At 58.1% G+C, this 17,722-nt stretch carries 14 protein-coding genes, 1 pseudogene and 1 riboswitch; of the genes and pseudogenes, 7 read left to right on the top strand and 8 right to left on the bottom strand.

Annotated features, from left to right (window positions below; translation table 11 throughout):
* Positions 1 to 294: 294 nt before the first annotated feature.
* From AB3X95_RS38380 to AB3X95_RS38355, 6 genes are all read right to left on the bottom strand, one after another.
* Entirely contained in the window at positions 295 to 1,185 is an 891-nt protein-coding gene (locus tag AB3X95_RS38380) for a carbohydrate ABC transporter permease (protein ID WP_368594239.1), read from the bottom strand.
* A gap of 10 nt (positions 1,186 to 1,195) precedes the next feature.
* On the bottom strand, positions 1,196 to 2,128 hold the full coding sequence (locus AB3X95_RS38375) for a carbohydrate ABC transporter permease (protein ID WP_368594240.1): 933 nt from the start codon (positions 2,126 to 2,128) through the stop codon (positions 1,196 to 1,198).
* 55 nt (positions 2,129 to 2,183) lie between these two features.
* Positions 2,184 to 3,329: an ABC transporter ATP-binding protein gene (locus tag AB3X95_RS38370; protein ID WP_368594241.1), complete on the bottom strand. Its 1,146-nt coding sequence runs from the start codon at positions 3,327 to 3,329 to the stop codon at positions 2,184 to 2,186.
* 47 nt (positions 3,330 to 3,376) lie between these two features.
* Positions 3,377 to 3,571: a hypothetical protein gene (locus AB3X95_RS38365; RefSeq protein ID WP_368594242.1), complete on the bottom strand. Its 195-nt coding sequence runs from the start codon at positions 3,569 to 3,571 to the stop codon at positions 3,377 to 3,379.
* Between the two features lie 69 nt (positions 3,572 to 3,640).
* Entirely contained in the window at positions 3,641 to 5,014 is a 1,374-nt protein-coding gene (locus AB3X95_RS38360; RefSeq protein WP_368594243.1) for a sugar ABC transporter substrate-binding protein, read from the bottom strand.
* A gap of 336 nt (positions 5,015 to 5,350) precedes the next feature.
* Complete coding sequence (locus AB3X95_RS38355; RefSeq protein ID WP_368594244.1) at positions 5,351 to 7,363, bottom strand: sigma-54-dependent Fis family transcriptional regulator; 2,013 nt, start codon at positions 7,361 to 7,363, stop codon at positions 5,351 to 5,353.
* 730 nt (positions 7,364 to 8,093) lie between these two features.
* On the opposite strand from AB3X95_RS38355, the gene AB3X95_RS38350 reads away from it, so the two are divergent.
* The 3 genes from AB3X95_RS38350 (at position 8,094) to AB3X95_RS38340 (ending at position 11,085) form a co-directional block, all read left to right on the top strand.
* Positions 8,094 to 9,530: an NAD-dependent succinate-semialdehyde dehydrogenase gene (locus AB3X95_RS38350; protein ID WP_368594245.1), complete on the top strand. Its 1,437-nt coding sequence runs from the start codon at positions 8,094 to 8,096 to the stop codon at positions 9,528 to 9,530.
* Positions 9,531 to 9,536: 6 nt separating this feature from the next.
* Positions 9,537 to 10,028 carry a flavin reductase family protein gene (locus AB3X95_RS38345; protein WP_368594246.1) on the top strand — a complete coding sequence of 164 codons (492 nt, stop codon included), beginning with the start codon at positions 9,537 to 9,539 and terminating at the stop codon, positions 10,026 to 10,028.
* Between the two features lie 91 nt (positions 10,029 to 10,119).
* Positions 10,120 to 11,085: a D-2-hydroxyacid dehydrogenase gene (locus AB3X95_RS38340; RefSeq protein WP_368594247.1), complete on the top strand. Its 966-nt coding sequence runs from the start codon at positions 10,120 to 10,122 to the stop codon at positions 11,083 to 11,085.
* Between the two features lie 83 nt (positions 11,086 to 11,168).
* Here the strand turns inward: AB3X95_RS38340 and AB3X95_RS38335 are convergent, their stop codons facing one another.
* Together AB3X95_RS38335 and AB3X95_RS38330 are read right to left on the bottom strand one after the other, a co-directional pair.
* Positions 11,169 to 11,747, bottom strand: coding sequence for an IS5 family transposase (locus tag AB3X95_RS38335; protein ID WP_368594407.1), 579 nt, complete (start codon positions 11,745 to 11,747; stop codon positions 11,169 to 11,171).
* Between the two features lie 44 nt (positions 11,748 to 11,791).
* A pseudogene (locus tag AB3X95_RS38330) lies at positions 11,792 to 11,986 on the bottom strand (transposase); the annotation flags it as partial.
* Positions 11,987 to 12,346: 360 nt separating this feature from the next.
* Between AB3X95_RS38330 and AB3X95_RS38325 the strand changes: the two are divergent.
* From AB3X95_RS38325 to AB3X95_RS38310, 4 genes are all read left to right on the top strand, one after another.
* Positions 12,347 to 13,483, top strand: a complete 1,137-nt coding sequence (locus AB3X95_RS38325) for a porin (RefSeq protein WP_368593731.1) — start codon at positions 12,347 to 12,349, stop codon at positions 13,481 to 13,483.
* Positions 13,484 to 13,756: 273 nt separating this feature from the next.
* Positions 13,757 to 15,415: a GMC family oxidoreductase gene (locus tag AB3X95_RS38320; protein WP_368593732.1), complete on the top strand. Its 1,659-nt coding sequence runs from the start codon at positions 13,757 to 13,759 to the stop codon at positions 15,413 to 15,415.
* A gap of 82 nt (positions 15,416 to 15,497) precedes the next feature.
* Positions 15,498 to 15,589: riboswitch (glycine riboswitch) on the top strand.
* A gap of 136 nt (positions 15,590 to 15,725) precedes the next feature.
* Entirely contained in the window at positions 15,726 to 16,976 is a 1,251-nt protein-coding gene (locus AB3X95_RS38315) for a D-amino acid dehydrogenase (RefSeq protein WP_368593733.1), read from the top strand.
* 168 nt (positions 16,977 to 17,144) lie between these two features.
* A complete protein-coding gene (locus AB3X95_RS38310; RefSeq protein ID WP_368593734.1) occupies positions 17,145 to 17,528 on the top strand; it encodes a hypothetical protein in 384 nt (127 codons plus the stop codon).
* Positions 17,529 to 17,722: the final 194 nt, after the last annotated feature.

The raw sequence follows: 17,722 nt of genomic DNA, 5'->3' as shown, positions 1-17,722 counted from the left end.
CGCCGACCCAGGCTTCTGCGTAGCCGAGCTTGTCGGCCATGATGATTGCGTCGCGGTCCTGCTTGAGCAGCTCCGTGTAATTCCGCTTCGGGTCGTGAAGCGGCATCATGAAAAGTCCGAGTTTCATTTATTACCTCAAAGGCCATCGAAATGTAGTGGGCACCATGTTCTGCAACGGCTATGCCAGTCCGCAATGCCCTTGATTTTTCAGAGTTAATTTCGCAGTCTCAGTCGCCTGTCTCACCGATGAGACAGCGTGAAGCGCTCGAGTTGAGACGAGGTTTCAGCAAGCGCTCACCCTCGAACCGCCCCCCCAAGTACAAAACCCGACTTGAATACACGAGACGAGAGGAGGTACAGCAACACAACGGGTGCGGAATACACCAGGCTGTAGGCAGCGATGTCCCCATACCGAATCGTGTCGGCCGTGATGAAGCTGAAGATGGAGATTGGACTCGGCTGTTGCTCGGAGTTGGTGATGAGAACAAGCGGAGCCAGGAAGTTGCCCCACGTGTTGACGAACCCGAAAATGGCGCCAGCCATGATTCCCGGCATCGACAGAGGAACAATCACCCGCAGGATGATTTGCAGCGTGCCCGCGCCTTCGATTCTTGCCGCCTCTTCGAGGTCCAGAGGTATTGCGTCAATCGCGTTCTTGATGATGTAAAGCTCAAACGGAAGCGCAGTTGCTCCGAGAAAGATGCCGGTCGGAAGCAGGGACAGCATGTCCATCTTGGACAGCACTTGATAGACAGGCACAATCAGGATATTGATTGGGATGCCCGACAGAAAAAGAATCACGAGGAGCGTGCTCTTTTTGAACGGTATGTGCTGCCGCGAGAACGCGTACCCAGCAAATATCGACGGAATTGTCGCGACAAGGGTAGCGATGATTGAAATGACAACGCTGTTCCAGAGCGCCAGCAGTTTCCCGGAACTCAATGCAATGCCGAAGTGCGCGAGCGTCAGAATCGGCAACTTGAGCTGCCGGCTCGCATCCGCGTCGACAGAGGCAAGAATGAGCCAGAGCAGAGGCAAGACGAACATTGCACCGCATGCAGTCAGGGCAACGTTTCGAGACACTTTGCCGACGGTCAGCTTGGGCAGGATAACTTCAGGACCAAAGCGGGATGGTGTCTCACTGGTCGCGGAAACATCGGAAGCAAGGGAGATATGTGTACTCATGGCCGGTTCCTTAGCGCTTTTTGGCGGACTTCTTGATACCGCCGAGTCGGTCGACGCAGATAAACGTGATGCCCAGGGCTGCTGAGAGCAGGACCATGACGTTGCCCAGCATCGCGCCGTATCCCAGGTGATTGAAACGGAAGCCCTGCATATAGGCATATACAGGCAGGATGTTGGTGGCATTTCCGGGGCCACCGCCCGTCATGAGGAAGACGAGCGTGAAGTTGCCGAACGACAGAAGCGTCATGAGCAACACGGACGTCATCAGGGTCGGACGCAGCATCGGGAGAGTAATGCGGAAGAAGCGCTGTACGGCGTTCGAGCCTTCGAGAATGGCCGCTTCGTACATGTCCTGCGGGATATTTTTGAGCGCTGCCGCGAACATCAACATTGTCAAACCGCAGAGCGACCACGCATTCGCGGCGGAGACGATAACTACCGGATACTTGAACAGGAGGTCACTCGATGCCTGTCCCAGCATCCAGGGCAGCACACCACCGGCCGTCGAAACACAGAACCACAGGACAGCAACCGTCGCGGGCGGCAGAATGCACGCGAGCATGGCAAGCGCTCCCACCGAAACCTGAATCGCAGGAATCGCCCGGTCCATCAGCATCGCGAGCACAAGGCCCGCAATGGTGGATGCGACAGCACCCGAGCCGACCACAAAGTAAATCGTCACAAGGAGCGAATGCCAGAACTCTTCATCGTTCAGAAGTACGTGGACGTTCCACATTCCGGTGAACTTGTAGTGAACGGCATGCGAACCAATCAACTGGAGGTTGGTTAGTCCCAGATAGCCGGCGTAGATGATTGGCGCTACGAAAAGGCCAATCAGGAGAGCAGCGGCGGGAAGAAGGAGTACAAGGCTCTCCCACCGATAGCGATGACCATCGAGTCTGGCTTTGCCAAACCGGTCCATTGAGATTGTTGGGCTGTTCATCTATGCCTCGAGTCGAGCAGACTGTGAAATCAAACGTAGCGAGAACTGCGCCGCATCAAGCACGCATCAAGGCGGGGACAGACTCCAGAGCAAGCGCCCGCTCGTCGATGAGAGATGCCCCCGACTCAATATCGAAGATGTGCAGGTCTTCAGTATCGAAGGCGAGTTCGACAATGTCGCCCTCAGCAACCGGGGCGAAGCTCGGGAAACGGGCGGTCAGCGATTCGGTTCCACACATGACCGTAACGTACGTCTCGGCGCCCGTCGGCTCGACACTCAAGACCTGGCCTTTCAGCCGGCTAGCGCAGCGTCCTGGCGAATCCTGGACCCAGTGAATCTCCTGCGGCCGGATGCCGATGTGAACCTTTCGGCCGCGAGGCGCGTTGAACGCCTGTGCCTTGGCGCCGTCTAGCGCGTATGTCGAACCACATAGATTGAAGGCGGGCGCGTCTGCAGAACCTACGACATCAGCAGACAGGATGTTCATCTTTGGTGAACCGATGAAGGTTGCCACTTCGCGATTCATCGGGCGCCGATAGAGTTGCTCCGGTGTTCCAATCTGCAGCATCTTGCCGTGTGAGAACACGGCGATTCGATGCCCCATGGTCATTGCTTCCACCTGGTCATGCGTGACGTAAACCGTCGGCACGCCAAGGCGGCGTTGCATCTCGGCGATTTCAAGCCGCATTTGTGTTCGAAGTGCTGCGTCGAGGTTTGAAAGCGGCTCGTCGAGGAGGAACAGACGGGGCTCGGTAATCATCGCCCGGCCGAGCGCAATGCGCTGACGCTGGCCGCCGGACAGTGCGCTCGGTTTTCTGTCAAGGAGCTTGGTCAATCCCAGCATGTCGCTCACCCGGCGGACACGCTGGTCGCGGTCGTGCTTGGACTCGTGACGGATTTCAAGGCCGAAAGACAGGTTGCGATAGACGGAAAGGTGCGGATACAGCGCGTAGCTCTGGAACACCATCGCGATGCCGCGCTTACCGGGCGGTGTCAACGTCATATCCTTGTCGTCAAACCAGAGGCGACCGTAAGACGGAGTCTCCAGCCCGGCCAGCATTCGGAGCGTCGTGGTCTTCCCGCAGCCACTGGGTCCGACCATGACGAGGAACTCGCCGTCGTTCACTTCGAAATTCAGGCCCTGTACGGCGACGGTATCGCCGTACAACTTGGATACTTGGTCAAAGCGGACAGTCGTCATGTCACACCTTCAGGTAGTTTGCGAGCAGGGACATGACCCTGCGTTGCTCAGTGATTTAGGGAATTGGGCAATTTGTCGAATGGAAACGACGCCCGCCACAGGGCCGACTGAAAATCGACGCTCGATGCCAGATTGAGCAGGAATCCGTTGCTGACTGGAAAATCGAGAACCTTGCTTTGCAGGACGAGCAGACTCATCACGATGCTTGCAGTCGCTGCAATACCGTAGAGAACTGGTTTCATGTGCGTTCATCCTTCGCCCCGCGTTCGACGTTTCATCGTCCGAGGCGGGGCAGCATTCGCTGGTGCGATTTACTTTCGGACTTCGACTTCGTCAGGACCTGTCTGGTTGGTGACGTAGGTCACCATCTTTTTCATGGCATCGTCGACAGAGAGCTTCGGGTTGAGAACGACCGCCTCGGTGGCCGTCACGAAGCCCATAGCCCAAGTGTTGTAACCGGCGACAACGGGAATTGGCGTGGCATGCGGCAACCAGTTCTGGAAGCTTTTCTGGAACGGGTCAACATTCAGCCAAGCGGACGAATTTGCGTAGCCAGACACAGGCGGCGTCCAGCCGTTGTTGAGCGCCCCCATCAGCATGTTTTTCTTCTGTTGGCCGATTTGGATGAATTTCCACGCCAGGTCCTTCTGCTTCGAGCCCGAGTAAATTGCCATATCCCATCCGCCGAGACTGCTCGCAACTCCAGGCGCCTGACCGCCGACAGTCGGAACGGCCGCTACGCCGATGTCATTGAAGGCGGTTCCGTAGAAGGGTGATGAGACGGGTTTGGTCCACTGAAGGGTGAACCAGTTGCCGGCGAGCGTGATGCCGATGCGATGCTTCGGAATTTCCGTCGGGGGCGTCGCGATAGCATTCGCATTCAGGAGTTGCGAGGACGGAGCCAGCAACCCCTCTGCTGCAGCAGTGCGGTAGATGTTGACGGTCTCGCGAAGGCCTTTGCTATCGACAACCCACTTCTTCGTCGAGGCGTTGTAAATCGTCGGGTCCGACGAGCCAAAGAGCACCGAGTTCGGGCCGTTCCATGCGCCCGACGCACCCTGTGCGGTTCCGGTAGGAAGCCACAACGGCCACGCGGACGGACTGGTCGCCTTAATCTTGCGCGCGGCGTCAAGTACGTCGGCCCATGTCTTGGGCGCCCACGGGACTGCAATACCGGCCTTGGCGAAGAGGGTCTTGTCATAGAGCAGCCCCATTTCGTTTTCGCCGTGGCTGATGCCGTATACCTTGCCGTCGACCGTCGTCTCGTACTTGATGTTGGCGGGCATGTCCTTCCAGGACGGTTCGGCGCCAAGCCATTTGTCGAGCGGCGCGAGATAGCCACTGTCGACCCACTGAATCATGTCCTGGTTGGACAGTTCGACGACGTCCGGGGCGGTTCCCGGCGACCGGAACATCAGGCTCATCTTGTTTTCAACGTCGGCGTACGACCCCGGCACTGTGATTCGTTGGACTTTGACGCCCGGGTTTTCCTTTTCGAACTGGCCGACAACCTGGTCCCAGTATGCCTTTCCTGCTTCAGGACTCAGCGGAACAAAGTCCGAAGAATAGGCAACTTTCAGCGTGACCTGGTCAGCGCTATGGGCGGGAATAGGCACGATGGACGCGACAAGCAAAGACATCGCGCTTACAAGTGGTCCACCAATGCTCTTGAGCATACCTTTCATGTGCTGCACCTTTACGTGTGGAGGTTTCAGACGCGCTGGACGGGTCTCCCGTTTGCCAGCTTTTGCCGCGCGAAATCGGCTCGATTCGGGCAGGTCTCCATCTGCAAAGGCTATGCCAATCTAATTTTGGATGGCTAATGAATTGATTATCTTGAGGAATTTGTGGCGTCTTCGGAACCCGGTCAATCTTTAAATTCTCATCGCCGCGACGCCGTCAAAGTCAGCGGTGAGACGACGTACGCTCCTCGCCTCCCGTTTTAGTCGGTTTTAAAGAGATGAATAAAAGCAAAAAGCCCGCAAATGCGGGCTTTTTCTGAAAGAGTGGAGTAACGAAGCTTACGTACGGATGTCGTAACGCTTCAGCTTTCGATAGATAGTTGCGCGGCTCATGTGGAGTGATTGGGCTGCCGCATCAATGTTGTTTGAGTGGCGTGACAACGCCTTGAGGATTGCTGCTCGTTCGGCAGACGCGAGCGCCGAGCGAACGGTGTGGTCTGAATCGTGCGCGTCAACTTCGTCAGCCTGCTGCGGGATTACCTCGGCGGTTGCCGGCGCAACCGGTTGTTGCGGCTGTTGCGGCCTGGGCTGCATTACCGGTGCAGGCGCAAGTAAAAGGTCGCCTGCGGTGACCACTCCGCCTTCGCACAGCTTGATAGCGCGCTGCAGCACGAAACGCATTTCTCGGACATTGCCCGGCCAGCGATGCGCGAGAATCGCCGCAATCGCGCTGTCGTCAAGCTTAAGCGCCTTACCTTCCGAGAGACGGTTCAGGAGCGATTGAGCGATTCCCGCAACGTCATCCCGCTCGCGCAGGGAAGGCACGTCGATAACGATTCCCGCGAGGCGATAGTAAAGGTCTTCGCGGAAGAGGCCCTCTGCAATCTTCGTCCTGAGATTCTGATTGGTCGCCGCAATAACTTGAAGGTCCACCTGACGCGCACGACCGGCACCAAGCGGGGTCACTTCCCCTGACTCCAGTACTCGCAGCAATCTGGTCTGGAGCTGCAGCGGCATGTCGCCAATCTCGTCAAGAAAGATTGTGCCTCCATGCGCTTCTACGAGTCTGCCCACGTTACCTTCGCGATTTGCACCCGTGAAGGCCCCCTTCGAGTACCCAAACAGCTCGCTATCAATCAACGACTCTGGAACCGCGGCACAGTTGAACGCGACGAATGGCTCGCTAGCACGGCTACTTTCATTGTGAATCGCTTTGGCGAGCGTATCTTTACCAGTGCCAGTCTCGCCAAGAAGCAGTACAGGAATACCGCTATCTTTCAGCTTATTAAGGATTGCGATGTTTGCCTGCATCTTCCGGTCGCTTCCCGCACACTCCGCAACCGTCACAGCCTGCTGTCGACCAGCTCGCGTGGCTCCCCGGTCAGTGCGATAGGTTTCCGGAACGACAATCGAAGGCCGGTGCCTCGTGCGGGCACCCGGCCAGACTGACACCTTGTGCAGGCGACCCGTTGAAAGGAGACGCAATCCGACTGTATTCAAGTCACCTGAATGAGTCAGCGCAGCTTCGCAGCTACGGTCGAACACTTCCCAAAGATTAGGCGTCCCCGTTCCGACATCACCGAAGCCAAACAGGTCGCGCGCAGAACGCGTAGCGCCAGTTACCTGGAAGTCCTCTCCAATTGCAAGCATCACTGCAGGCCCTGTCCGTCGATGAAACTGAAGGACTGAATCGTTGGAGAATTGCGAGCGGAACAGCTTCGCTTCCAGCCTGACTGCACTATCGAGAGCCAGCTGATAGATAACCCGGTGCGCCGATTCGGTGATGTCCGTGTTACGCGTTGCGAGATTGATTACGCCTTTGACGCGGCCATCGATGCTACGAACGGGAGCGGCCACGCACGATTGCGTAATCAGGTCGGCGAGGTAGTGGTCCTGCTTGAAGACTGAAGTCGCACGCTGCTCTATCAATGTAGAGCCGATTCCGTTGGTGCCGCCGTACTCCTCGAGCCAGAAGGTGCCTTCCTTGTCGCCAATACAGTGATGAGCGGGGTCGTCAGGCGCAACTTCGACCAGGATGATTCCCTGGCTATCGGCGAGGGTTGCGTTGTATCCGACCGGTCCGATGATTTCCAGAAGCCGATGCAACTCCGGCATGATGAGCGACAGGTTGTCGTCACCGAACGCGTTGCGTGCCTCGGTGAGTTCCATTGCCGTCAGAATCGGCACATTCGGCTTTGCATCGGGCTGGATTTGGTACTTGTCCATGCACCGGCGCCACGATGAATAGGGGGTCCAGTCTGGCGCGGTCCCCGAACCGACTGTCGGCGGGACGTCGCTCGCCGCCGCCGTCAGAGCGGACATAATCTTCACAAGGTGTTCGTCGATGCTCATACCCACTCCACCGCGTAACGCCGCGACCGGCATACCGCAAGCCCACCGCAATAATTGAGCCAAATCAGAATGTCGTCATTAACTATTTGATTATTAACGACATTTTATGAAAAGATAAGGCTCAAACCGCAAAGTTTCGCACTTGATTGGTGCGAAAAATGCGCTTAAACGTTGATTAGTGTCATATAGTGAAGCGCGCAAGCCGACCCTGATAGGCGGGTAAACCTTAGGCGCCTTCCCCAGCCACATACCTCTTCCCCCATCGGTCGTCTCATTTCCGACATCGCCGCTCACGGGTTCCGCATTGAAAATCGACGGAACCTGCTTCAGCCCCCTAAGAGGAAGGAGTAGCCGAGACTCAGCTCGTTTGCTCGGCTTGTCTCAATCCGACGACATGTACGTCCGAGGGGCCACAAACGAGAGGCACGAACTATCTCGGTGGCCAGTTTGCCCCCCCCGGAACTCGGAAGCCGCCCGGCAAAAGCCCTTGGAAACTGCCCTTTTAGCAGGCCAATCCTTGGCTGCGTGGTGAGCCGGCCTACCTGAATCTCAGACTTCCGCGGTATCACGCGTGCGACTGACGCGGTCGCACGCGTGAGAATGACAAGGGATGTGACGAACTAAGTGACTGATTTATAGAGAATAAATCGAATGGCACGGCCTTTGCCTTTTTGACCGGCAAGCAGGCGTCCGCGTCTGCGCTCTCTCAACCAAGCAAAGGTGATTTCGCATGTCCTATCAGGATGTCAATCTTTTCATCGACGGTGAATGGCGTCGTGGCGCTCTCAATCAAACCCTCGACGTGGTGAACCCGGCGACCGGCGAACGTATTGGCTCTGTGGCTCGGGCCGAGACGCAGGATGTCGAGAGCGCTATTCAGGCTGCACAAAAAGGCTTTCGCGACTGGAGCGGCATCTCAGCTTTCGACCGGGCGAAGAAGATGCGCCGTGCCGCGGAATTGCTTCGCGAGCGCGCCGAGCCGATTGCGCGCCTGCTGACAACAGAAGAAGGGAAACCGCTCGCCGAAGCCCGGCTCGAGGTGAACTCCTGCGCCGACCTGATTGAGTGGTTCGCCGACGAGGCTCGCCGGGTGTACGGACGCGTCATCCCAGGTCGTAACGCAGCCGTGCTCCAAACGTCGCTGAAGGAGCCCGTTGGGCCGGCCATCGGATTTACGCCGTGGAACTTCCCCGTCAGCCAAGTCACACGCAAGCTGGCACCAGCGCTCGCCGCGGGCTGCTCCATCATTATCAAGGCGCCGGAAGAAACGCCTGCTTCGCCGGCGGAACTGATTCAATGCTTCCATGACGCCGGCGTACCGGCGGGCACGATTGGACTCCTCTTTGGCGTACCGGCCGAGATTTCTGAATACGCGATTCCGCACGCAGGCATCCGCAAGGTCTCGTTCACCGGCAGTGTGCCGGTCGGCAAGCAGCTGGCGGCGATGGCAAGTCGGCACATGAAACGTGTGACGATGGAACTCGGTGGTCACGCGCCCGTGGTCATTTGTGACGACGCAGACCTCGAATCGGCAGCCTCCCTGCTCGCCGCTGCCAAGTTCCGCAATGCCGGGCAGGTATGTATTGCTCCGACCCGGTTCCTGATTGACCAACGCGTCTATGGCGCCTTCTGCGACAAGTTCGGCAGCAAAGCCGCCGCCCTCAAGGTCGGTGACGGTCTGGAAGACGGCACCACGATGGGTCCGCTTATCAACGAACGCCGTTTGCAAAGCGTTGCGCATCTCGTCGAGGACGCCGTTGGCAAAGGCGCGCGCGTAATCACGGGCGGCAAACGCATCGTGGGCAAAGGCTACTTCTTTGAGCCCACCGTCCTCGCCGACGTCACGCCCGAGATGGCAGCAATGAACGATGAGCCTTTCGGCCCCGTTGCCCTTCTGATGCCGTTCAAGGACTTGAACGATGCACTCAATGAAGCGAACCGGCTGCCGTTCGGTCTCGCCTCCTACGCGTGGACGCGAGACAGCGCGAAGGCTTCCACGCTGTTTCGGGGCATCGAGGCGGGGATGGTGACCATTAACCACTTGGGGTTGGCTCTGCCCGAAACTCCCTACGGTGGCGTTCGTGATTCGGGCATTGGCTCAGAAGGCGGACCGGAAGCGGTCGAAGCATATCTGAACACGAAATTTGTGTCGCACTTGAATGGGTAGGATATCGTGAACATTGACAAGCAATTCCGCGAAGCGATGGCTCGCTTCCCTGGCGCAGTCACGGCAATCACCACGGCTGAAGGCACTGTGCCCCTCGGTTTCATCGCAACGGCTGTTTGCAGCCTTTCTGCGGACCCGCCGTCCGTCATCGTATGCGTCAACAAATCTGTATCCGCACACGATGTCATCCTGCATCAGGGATTCTTCGCAGTGAACGTTCTGATGGCCGACCACGCGCGGGTTGTCCAGCAGTTTGGCGAAAAGAAAGGCTCGGAGCGATTCGTCGGTATCGACTGGATACCTGGCGAAACGGGCGCGCCGCTTCTCACAGGAGCTCGCGTCGCCCTCGACTGCACGCTGGCCAAGGCTCATGACGGGTTCTCGCACACCATTCTCGTAGGCGTGGTCCAGTCTGTCCTCATGCCCGACGAAGTCGATGGGCACTGCCTCCTTTGGCAAGGTCGCAGCTTCCACAAAGCGATTGAACTGGCGGCGTGATTGAACAACACCTGCGCGCCCTTGCCACGACGTCCTTCGTGGCAAGGGTGACGCTCTCTTCCTCTCTGAGGTTGACGTGTCGACAGACGCATTGAACATCTATGCAATCAACTATGGCGTTGGCCAATATGCCATCACGGAAAATCAGATTCGGGACAGCCTCGGAGACCTCAACGAGCGAGCGCACATTTCGGTCAGTGCATTTGACCAGTTGAACCACGAAGCACTGGGCGCGGCGGAATTTCTGGTGGCTCCTCGCTTTGACACCGAAGTAATCAGAAAGCACGCCCCAAATCTTAGACTCGCGCACTGTATCAACGCGGGCGTAGAGCGCTTCATGCCGCTTGACTGGCTTCCCCGCGGGGCCATTTTTTCGAACAGCAGTGGCATTCACGCGGTGAAGGCGCGCGAGTATGCGCTAATGAGCATCCTGATGCTCAACAGCAGAATGCCGCAGTTCGCCTACGACCAGTCGCAGCGTCGCTGGCAGCCAATATTCACCTCGCCGGTCGCAGACAAAAAGCTTCTCGTGGTTGGTACTGGCGGAATTGGTACTGCGGTAGCACTTGCTGGCGGAACCTTGGGGTTGTCAGTAACTGGCGTGTCAAGGAGCGGTCGGCCGGCTGAGGGCTTCAATCGCGTCGTCCCGCAAGATGCACTCGACGATGTTCTGCCCGATGCCGATTTCGTCGTCCTCGCATGCCCGCTGACACCCGAAACACAAAACCTGATTTCGGCGAGACGAATAAGCTCGCTCAAGCCGGGTGCAGGCATCGTCAACATGGCGCGAGGAGCCGTCGTGGACTACAACGCAATCACCGACGCCCTGAACCGTAATGCATTGGCAGGCTGCGTGGCCGACGTCTTCGAAGTCGAGCCGTTGGCCTCAGAGTCAACTCTTTGGGACGTTCCGAGGTTTGTTGTTACGCCGCATATCTCTTGCGATGCCCCGACAGGCTATGTTGAAGCCGGACTCAGACTGTTTGCCAAAAATGTCCGCGCCCTCACTCTAGGCGAACCGGTCGCCAACGTCGTGAATCCGGAACTTGGGTACTGATGCTGGCGCGGCAACACCTCCGGTTTCGCTCTCTCAGGCGAGAGAATGGTCTCATGTCTGAGATGCTTTCATAAGAGATGGATTCAAAAAGGCTGCTCCGTCCGTCTGAAGATGTTCCAGCAGACGAGGGAGCAACCGAATTTGAGAAGTGCTTCGTGAATGTCGGCCCGACGTTCGAAGCGAATGCGAAGACGACGGAAGTTGTGAAGCCACGCATGCGTACGTTCGACAACCCAGCGGAATTTGCCCAGACCACTGCCGTGTTCTGTCCGGCGCTTGGCGATCACCGGCTTGATGCCGCGCTCGCGAAGTTTCTGGCGATGCGCCTCGGAGTCATAGCCACGGTCTGCGTAGATGACCTTGGGCTTCTGAAGCGGCCGGCCACGTACGCCGCGAATCGGTGGAATGGCGTCAAGCAGCGGCAGCAGCTGGGTGACGTCGTTGCGATTCGCGCCAGTGAGGATCGCGCTGACAGGAACGCCATTGGCGTCTACGAGAATGTGGTGCTTGGAACCTGGTCGCGCGCGATCCGTGGGGTTCGGACCAGTTTTTCGCCCGCCCCCACAGCTCGCACGGATGAAGAGTCGACGGCTGCTCGTGAGAAATCGAGTTCGCCTGCCTCGCGTAACTTCGCCAGCAGTAGCTCGTGCAATCGCTTCCACACGCCGGCCTTCTGCCAGTCGCGCAACCGTCGCCAGCAGGTTGACCCCGATCCGAATCCCAATTTGGTCGACAGGTCCCGCCAGCGGATACCGGTCTTGAGCACGAACAGAATGCCGTTCAGTGCAGCTCGGTTCGCAACCGGCAACCGGCCTGGATACTTCTTGCGCCGGGGTTTGAGCGAAGGCAGCAATGGCTCGATCAGTGTCCACAGTCCGTCATCAACAATCGGCGCGCCCATCCTTGGTTCCAGTTGTTCAGGTGGCCAAGGTTAACAGCTTGCCGAGAAGGTTAACAGCCCCCAGTGGGTCTTTTTGATTCCGTCTCTAAGCGTTGGAGCCTGCGCATTTACGTGGGCGGGCGGCATGGAAAGGCCGTCCTGCAGCATTCTTAACGAATCCGTCGCGTTGGCATGGTTAATGCTCTATTAGCGCCGCCATTGCAATAAAGGTGGCGCATTGGCGCTTATGGGCGCTTTATCTCGCCAACGAGCCGACAGTGCTGCCGTAGTCTTTTCTAATCGTTCCGAACGTCGTCTGCGGACATCCAATTAGGACTCCGCACGGCAAAACTCGTTCTCTAATTAGAGGATTCCACGCAAATGAAAAGCCTTTTACTTCCTGCCGCAATCGTCGCCTTCTTCGCGGGAAGTTCCGCTCATGCACAGAGCAGCGTCACCTTATACGGTGTCCTCGACACAGGTATCAATTTCACATCGAATGCGGGCGGCCACCATGCGTGGGCAATGGTCAGCGGCGATGTGTCGGAGACGCGCTTTGGTCTGAAGGGAACCGAAGACCTGGGTGGCGGGCTGAGTGCTATTTTCACTCTGGAAAATGGCACGAATTTGAACAACGGCCAATTGAATGAGGGCGGCCGCCTTTTCGGGCGTCAAGCCTTTGTCGGTTTGAACTCGGCGAGCTATGGCACATTTACGATGGGGCGGCAGTACGACGCAACCGTTGACATGTGGAGTTCGTTTACGGGGGCAGGCAACGCTATCGGCGACCTTGCCGCTCACCCATTCGATAACGACAACGCCGACTACGACTATCGCTTGAACAATTCGGTCAAGTACCTCAGTCCAACGATTGCGGGCTTCCAGTTCGAAGGCGTGTACGGCTTCAGCAACTCGACGAACTTTGCTGACAACCGGGCATACAGCGCAGGGGTCACCTACGCAACGGGGCCGTTCTCCGCCGCGGTGGCATACATACGCCAGAATGGCAGCAACCTCACCACCACAGGTGCGGTAGCAGGCGACGGCGTCTTTACCGGTTCGCATCAGCAGAACATCGACGCCGGCGTCAAGTGGACGTTTAGCGACGGGTCGAACGTCGCGCTGGCTTACTCGCACGTCGACGTCTACAACCCGACGGCCAACGGGTACGCGCCGAACATCGGCACGCAGACATGGACCTCCTGGAAATTCGATAACGTGGAGGTCAACGGGACATATTTCTTGAACCCCGCGTTGTTCCTCGCCGGCGCGTATACCTATACGCACGGGAATCTGAACGACACAGGCGGCGGCTCGAGTCAGAACTGGCATCAGGTGTCGCTGATGCTGAACTATTTGCTCAGCAAGCGGACGTCCGTGTATGTGCAGGGTGCTTATCAGCACACGAACGGAAAAACCGGTACAGACCTGGACTCGGCGCATATCATCGGCTCATCAGACCTCTCTTCCACAGGCAATCAGATGGTCTATCGCGTAGCCTTGATGCATACGTTCTGACGAGTCTCAATGCATTGTGAGACGGGGCAAAGGCTCCGTCTCAATGCTGCTGCGGCGAAGTCGCAAAATTGAGACAAACGCATGAGTTCCGAGAAGTGATGCCAGCTGCACCCATAGAATCAAAGACTTGCAGGGAGACGCGCCGCTTGGCACGATGCTTGTATGTATAAAGTAGAAGACAGTGTAGCGCTCCCAGCAGCGCTTACGGAGTGCGCGGAGACGACTGCCAGCGCTAATGCACGAGGCGGCCGATGCTTTTCTTAGGAGGGTTTTGTGGTTGATTACATTGTTGTCGGAGGCGGCCCAGCTGGTTGCGCAACCGCCGGTCGCTTGACCGAGGATTCGAATGTCTCCGTCCTGTTGTTTGAGCAGGGGCCGCGCGACGTCAATCCCTACATTCACATGCCGGCAACGTATTTCAAGACAGCCAAGGGCAATCTGCTGACCCGTTACCGCCTGCAGCCGCAGCGACAACAGAACATGGTCACACCAGAGATGGTGCAAGGCCGCGTGCTTGGCGGTGGAAGCTCCGTCAACGCGATGGTCTACATGCGCGGATGCCCGGAAGACTACGACGGCTGGGCTTCGATGGGCCTCGATGGCTGGAGCTATGCCGATGTTTTGCCTTATTTCCGAAAGGCAGAGGACAACGAGCGCTTCGCCGGCCCAGAGCATGGTACGGGCGGCCCGCTGGGAGTTTCTGACCAGCGCTACACCCACTATCTGACCAAAGCCTGGTTGCGAGCGTGTCAGGAAATGGGCATCAACTACAACCAGGACTTTAACTCCGGAAAGCAGGCGGGTTGCGGTCTCTACCAGACGATGACGCGGGATGGAAAGCGATGCAGCGCCGCGGTCGCGTATCTCAATCCGGCGCGCAACCGGAAGAACCTGACCATCAAGACCGATTCCCGCGTGGTGCGCATCGTCGTCGAGAACGGACGGGCGGTTGGCGTGGAGCACGTCGAAAATGGTCAACGGAAGATTGTCCGCGCGGAGCGCGAAGTCATCATCTCCGCTGGCGCAATCGGCTCCCCCCATCTGTTGATGCTTTCCGGCATCGGTCCGGCTGAACAACTTCGCAAGGCCGGCGTGTCGGTGGTACATGACCTCCCGGGCGTGGGCGAGAACTTCCAGGACCACATGGATATGTTCCTCATTTACGACCTGACCGGTGAGCACAGTTACGACCGCTACAAGAAATTCCGCAACCAGGTCAGCGCGGGTCTCGAATACGCGCTGTTCCGTAGCGGCCCGGTGAGTTCCAACATCTGCGAAGGCGGACTCGTCTGGTACGGCGCCGAGGATGACCCTCTTCCTAATCTGCAGTATCACTTTCTGCCGGGCGCTGGCGTCGAAGAAGGTGCAGACGAGACACCGAGCGGCAACGGTCTGACGCTGAACGTGTACCAGACACGTCCGCGCTCACGCGGCACGATACGCATCGCCAGCGCCGACCCTGCAGTGCCGCCTCTCGTCGACCCGAACTACCTGTCGGACCCGTACGATGCCGAAGTGCTGGCGGAAGGCGTCCGGATTGGTCAGGAGACGCTTGCACAGAAAGCCATGAGCAAGTACGTGAGGGCACCGTATCGTCCTGGCGGTATTCTTCGCACAAAGGAAGAGCGAATCCGTTTCGTCCGCGAGACGGGGCAAGGCGCACTTCACCCGTCAGGCGCCTGCCGGATGGGCACGGACGACATGTCGGTTGTGGATACGACGTTCCGTGTTCACGGGCTGGAAGGCCTCCGTGTAACCGACACGTCGGTCTTGCCAGCACTCGTCTCGGGGAACACGACTGCTCCGACGATTATGCTCGCCGAACGACTCGCCGACTTCATCAAACGGGGCGCGACATCGGCGGTGTCGGAAACGACCGAGATGCCGAGCGTCGACCTGGAACGATTCCGACGCGCCAAGATGCCTTCCTGAATTGAAAGCCGAAGGCGAAAAACCGTGACGCTCGGACCGGATGCGTTCAGGGGTTTCGCCTGCGGTGCAGCACTGATATCTCATTGCGAACACGGGAGAGACCGCTGATTCAACAGCGGCGCCGACGGAGCAACCGCCCCGGAAACTCTCAGGCCAAAGGACCGTGTCGCATCAACATCTGGAGAGCGGCGCATCAGGCGCCCACCGAAGGAGATTCTCTGGTTGAAACCCCGGAGAAGGAAACTCTCAGGTACATGGACAGATGGGGCATGCGGATTACGCCGCATTAGCTTTGACTGGACGTGTGCAAATGAAAAAAGTTGCAGTTATCGGCGCCGGCATCACCGGGGTGACCACCGCTTACGCACTCGCGAAACGCGGTCTCGACGTGACCGTGTACGAAAAGAATCGCTATGCGGCCATGGAAACGTCGTTCGCGAATGGTGGGCAACTTTCGGCGAGTAACGCGGAAGTCTGGAATAGTACGGCCACCGTACTCAAAGGACTCAAATGGATGACGACAGCGGACGCTCCGCTCTTACTCAACCCTGCGCCTTCCTGGCACAAGTACTCGTGGATGGGCGAATTCTTGCGCCAGATTCCGAATTACAAGTCCAACACGGTCGATACAGTGCGCCTCGCCATCATGGCGCGCGAGCATCTGTACGCAATCGCCGAGCAGGAAGGCTTTGACTTCAACCTCGAGAAGCGGGGCATTCTGCACATTTACGCGGACCGCGCCGGTTTCGAGGCTGCGTCTGCGGTCAACGTCCTGCTGCGTGAGGGTGGCCTCGACCGCAGGTCGGTCACCCCACGGGAAATGAAGCAGATTGAGCCGACCCTCCGGGGCGAGTTCTACGGCGGCTTCTTCACACCCTCGGATTCCACCGGTGACATCCACAAATTCACGCGGGGTTTGGCCGAAGCTTGTCGTCGCAAGGGCGTCCATTTCCACTACGACACTGACATCACCTCAATCGCCCGCGAAACCGACGGCTTACGGATCCACTCGACTGCTGGTGGCGACCGCCGACGAAACGATGTGGTCGACGGGGTGGTTGTATGTGCAGGGGTTCACAGCCGCCGATTTGCAGCCATGTTCGGGGACCACGTGAACATCTATCCTGTGAAGGGATATTCGATTACGGTCAACCTCGATGACGAAAAGAGTCAACAGGCAGCCCCTTGGGTAAGCCTGCTCGATGATGCGGCCAAAATCGTGACGAGCCGATTGGGTGTCGACCGCTTCCGGGTCGCAGGCACCGCGGAGATCAACGGCTTCAACAAGGATATCCGGGCTGACCGCGTCGCGCCCCTCACCGACTGGGTACGGCGCTATTTCCCCGACTGCTCGACCGCACGCGTTATTCCATGGGCGGGGCTGCGCCCGATGATGCCCAACATGCTTCCCAAGGTTGGTCCTGGCAAACAGGACGGCGTGTTCTACAACACCGGACACGGACACCTCGGCTGGACGCTCTCGTGCGCAACAGCGGAGTTGCTGGCAGACAGCGTTGAGTCCTCCCACCTCCGCTCAGTGCGTGCGGCCGTAAGCGCCTGACCTTGCCCGACGTATCGCCACTCGCCTGACCTTGTCTTTTGACGCGGTCACGCGGGTGGCGCTCGCGTATCTGAACTCAATCCAAAGACTACGGGACCGCGTCCCGTCGAACGCCGCTCAGTCGCCAGCGGCCAGAACAGACGACGCGCAAAACGCGCGAGGTGACCTATGTATAACAAAAAAAAGGTGACGCTCAAGGCCAAAATGCTCGCGGCCGTCGCGCTTGCCGTAACAGCCGGATTCTTTGTTTGCATCGCGAGCATCAGTATCCGTGTAGGTGCCTCCCAGAAAGATGCGGCTGTTCGGTACGCACAGGAGCTTGCTCGCACCAACGCCGTTCAGGTCGCCGGGGAACTCGACGCGACGATGGATATCGCAGCCAACCTGGCTGATTCGTTGGTGGCAATGCGAACCCGGGGCATTGCTGACCGCCATGTGGCGGATGACATGCTCCGGTCGGCACTCGAATCCCACAAGTCATTCCTGGGCATCGCCGGAGCCGAATGCGTTCGATGGCAAAGACCAGATGTACGTCGGCACACCCGGGACTAATACTACCGGACGGTACCTGCCCTACTGGAATCGCGCCGCTGGCTCCATAGCGGTGGAGGCCAGTACGAACTACGACTCGCAAAATCAGGACGGCGAGTAATACCAGATTCCGAAGAAAACAGGCCACCCGCTTGACACGGAACCGTACACCGGACAAGCCGGCGGCAAGCAGGTCATGATGACGACCCTGTGAC

The sequence above is a fragment of the Paraburkholderia sp. BR13444 genome (assembly GCF_040948755.1).
Classification (GTDB): Bacteria; Pseudomonadota; Gammaproteobacteria; order Burkholderiales; family Burkholderiaceae; genus Paraburkholderia; species Paraburkholderia youngii.
Note: the sequence above shows the minus strand (reverse complement) of the source record. Positions and strands in the feature narration are given on the sequence as shown.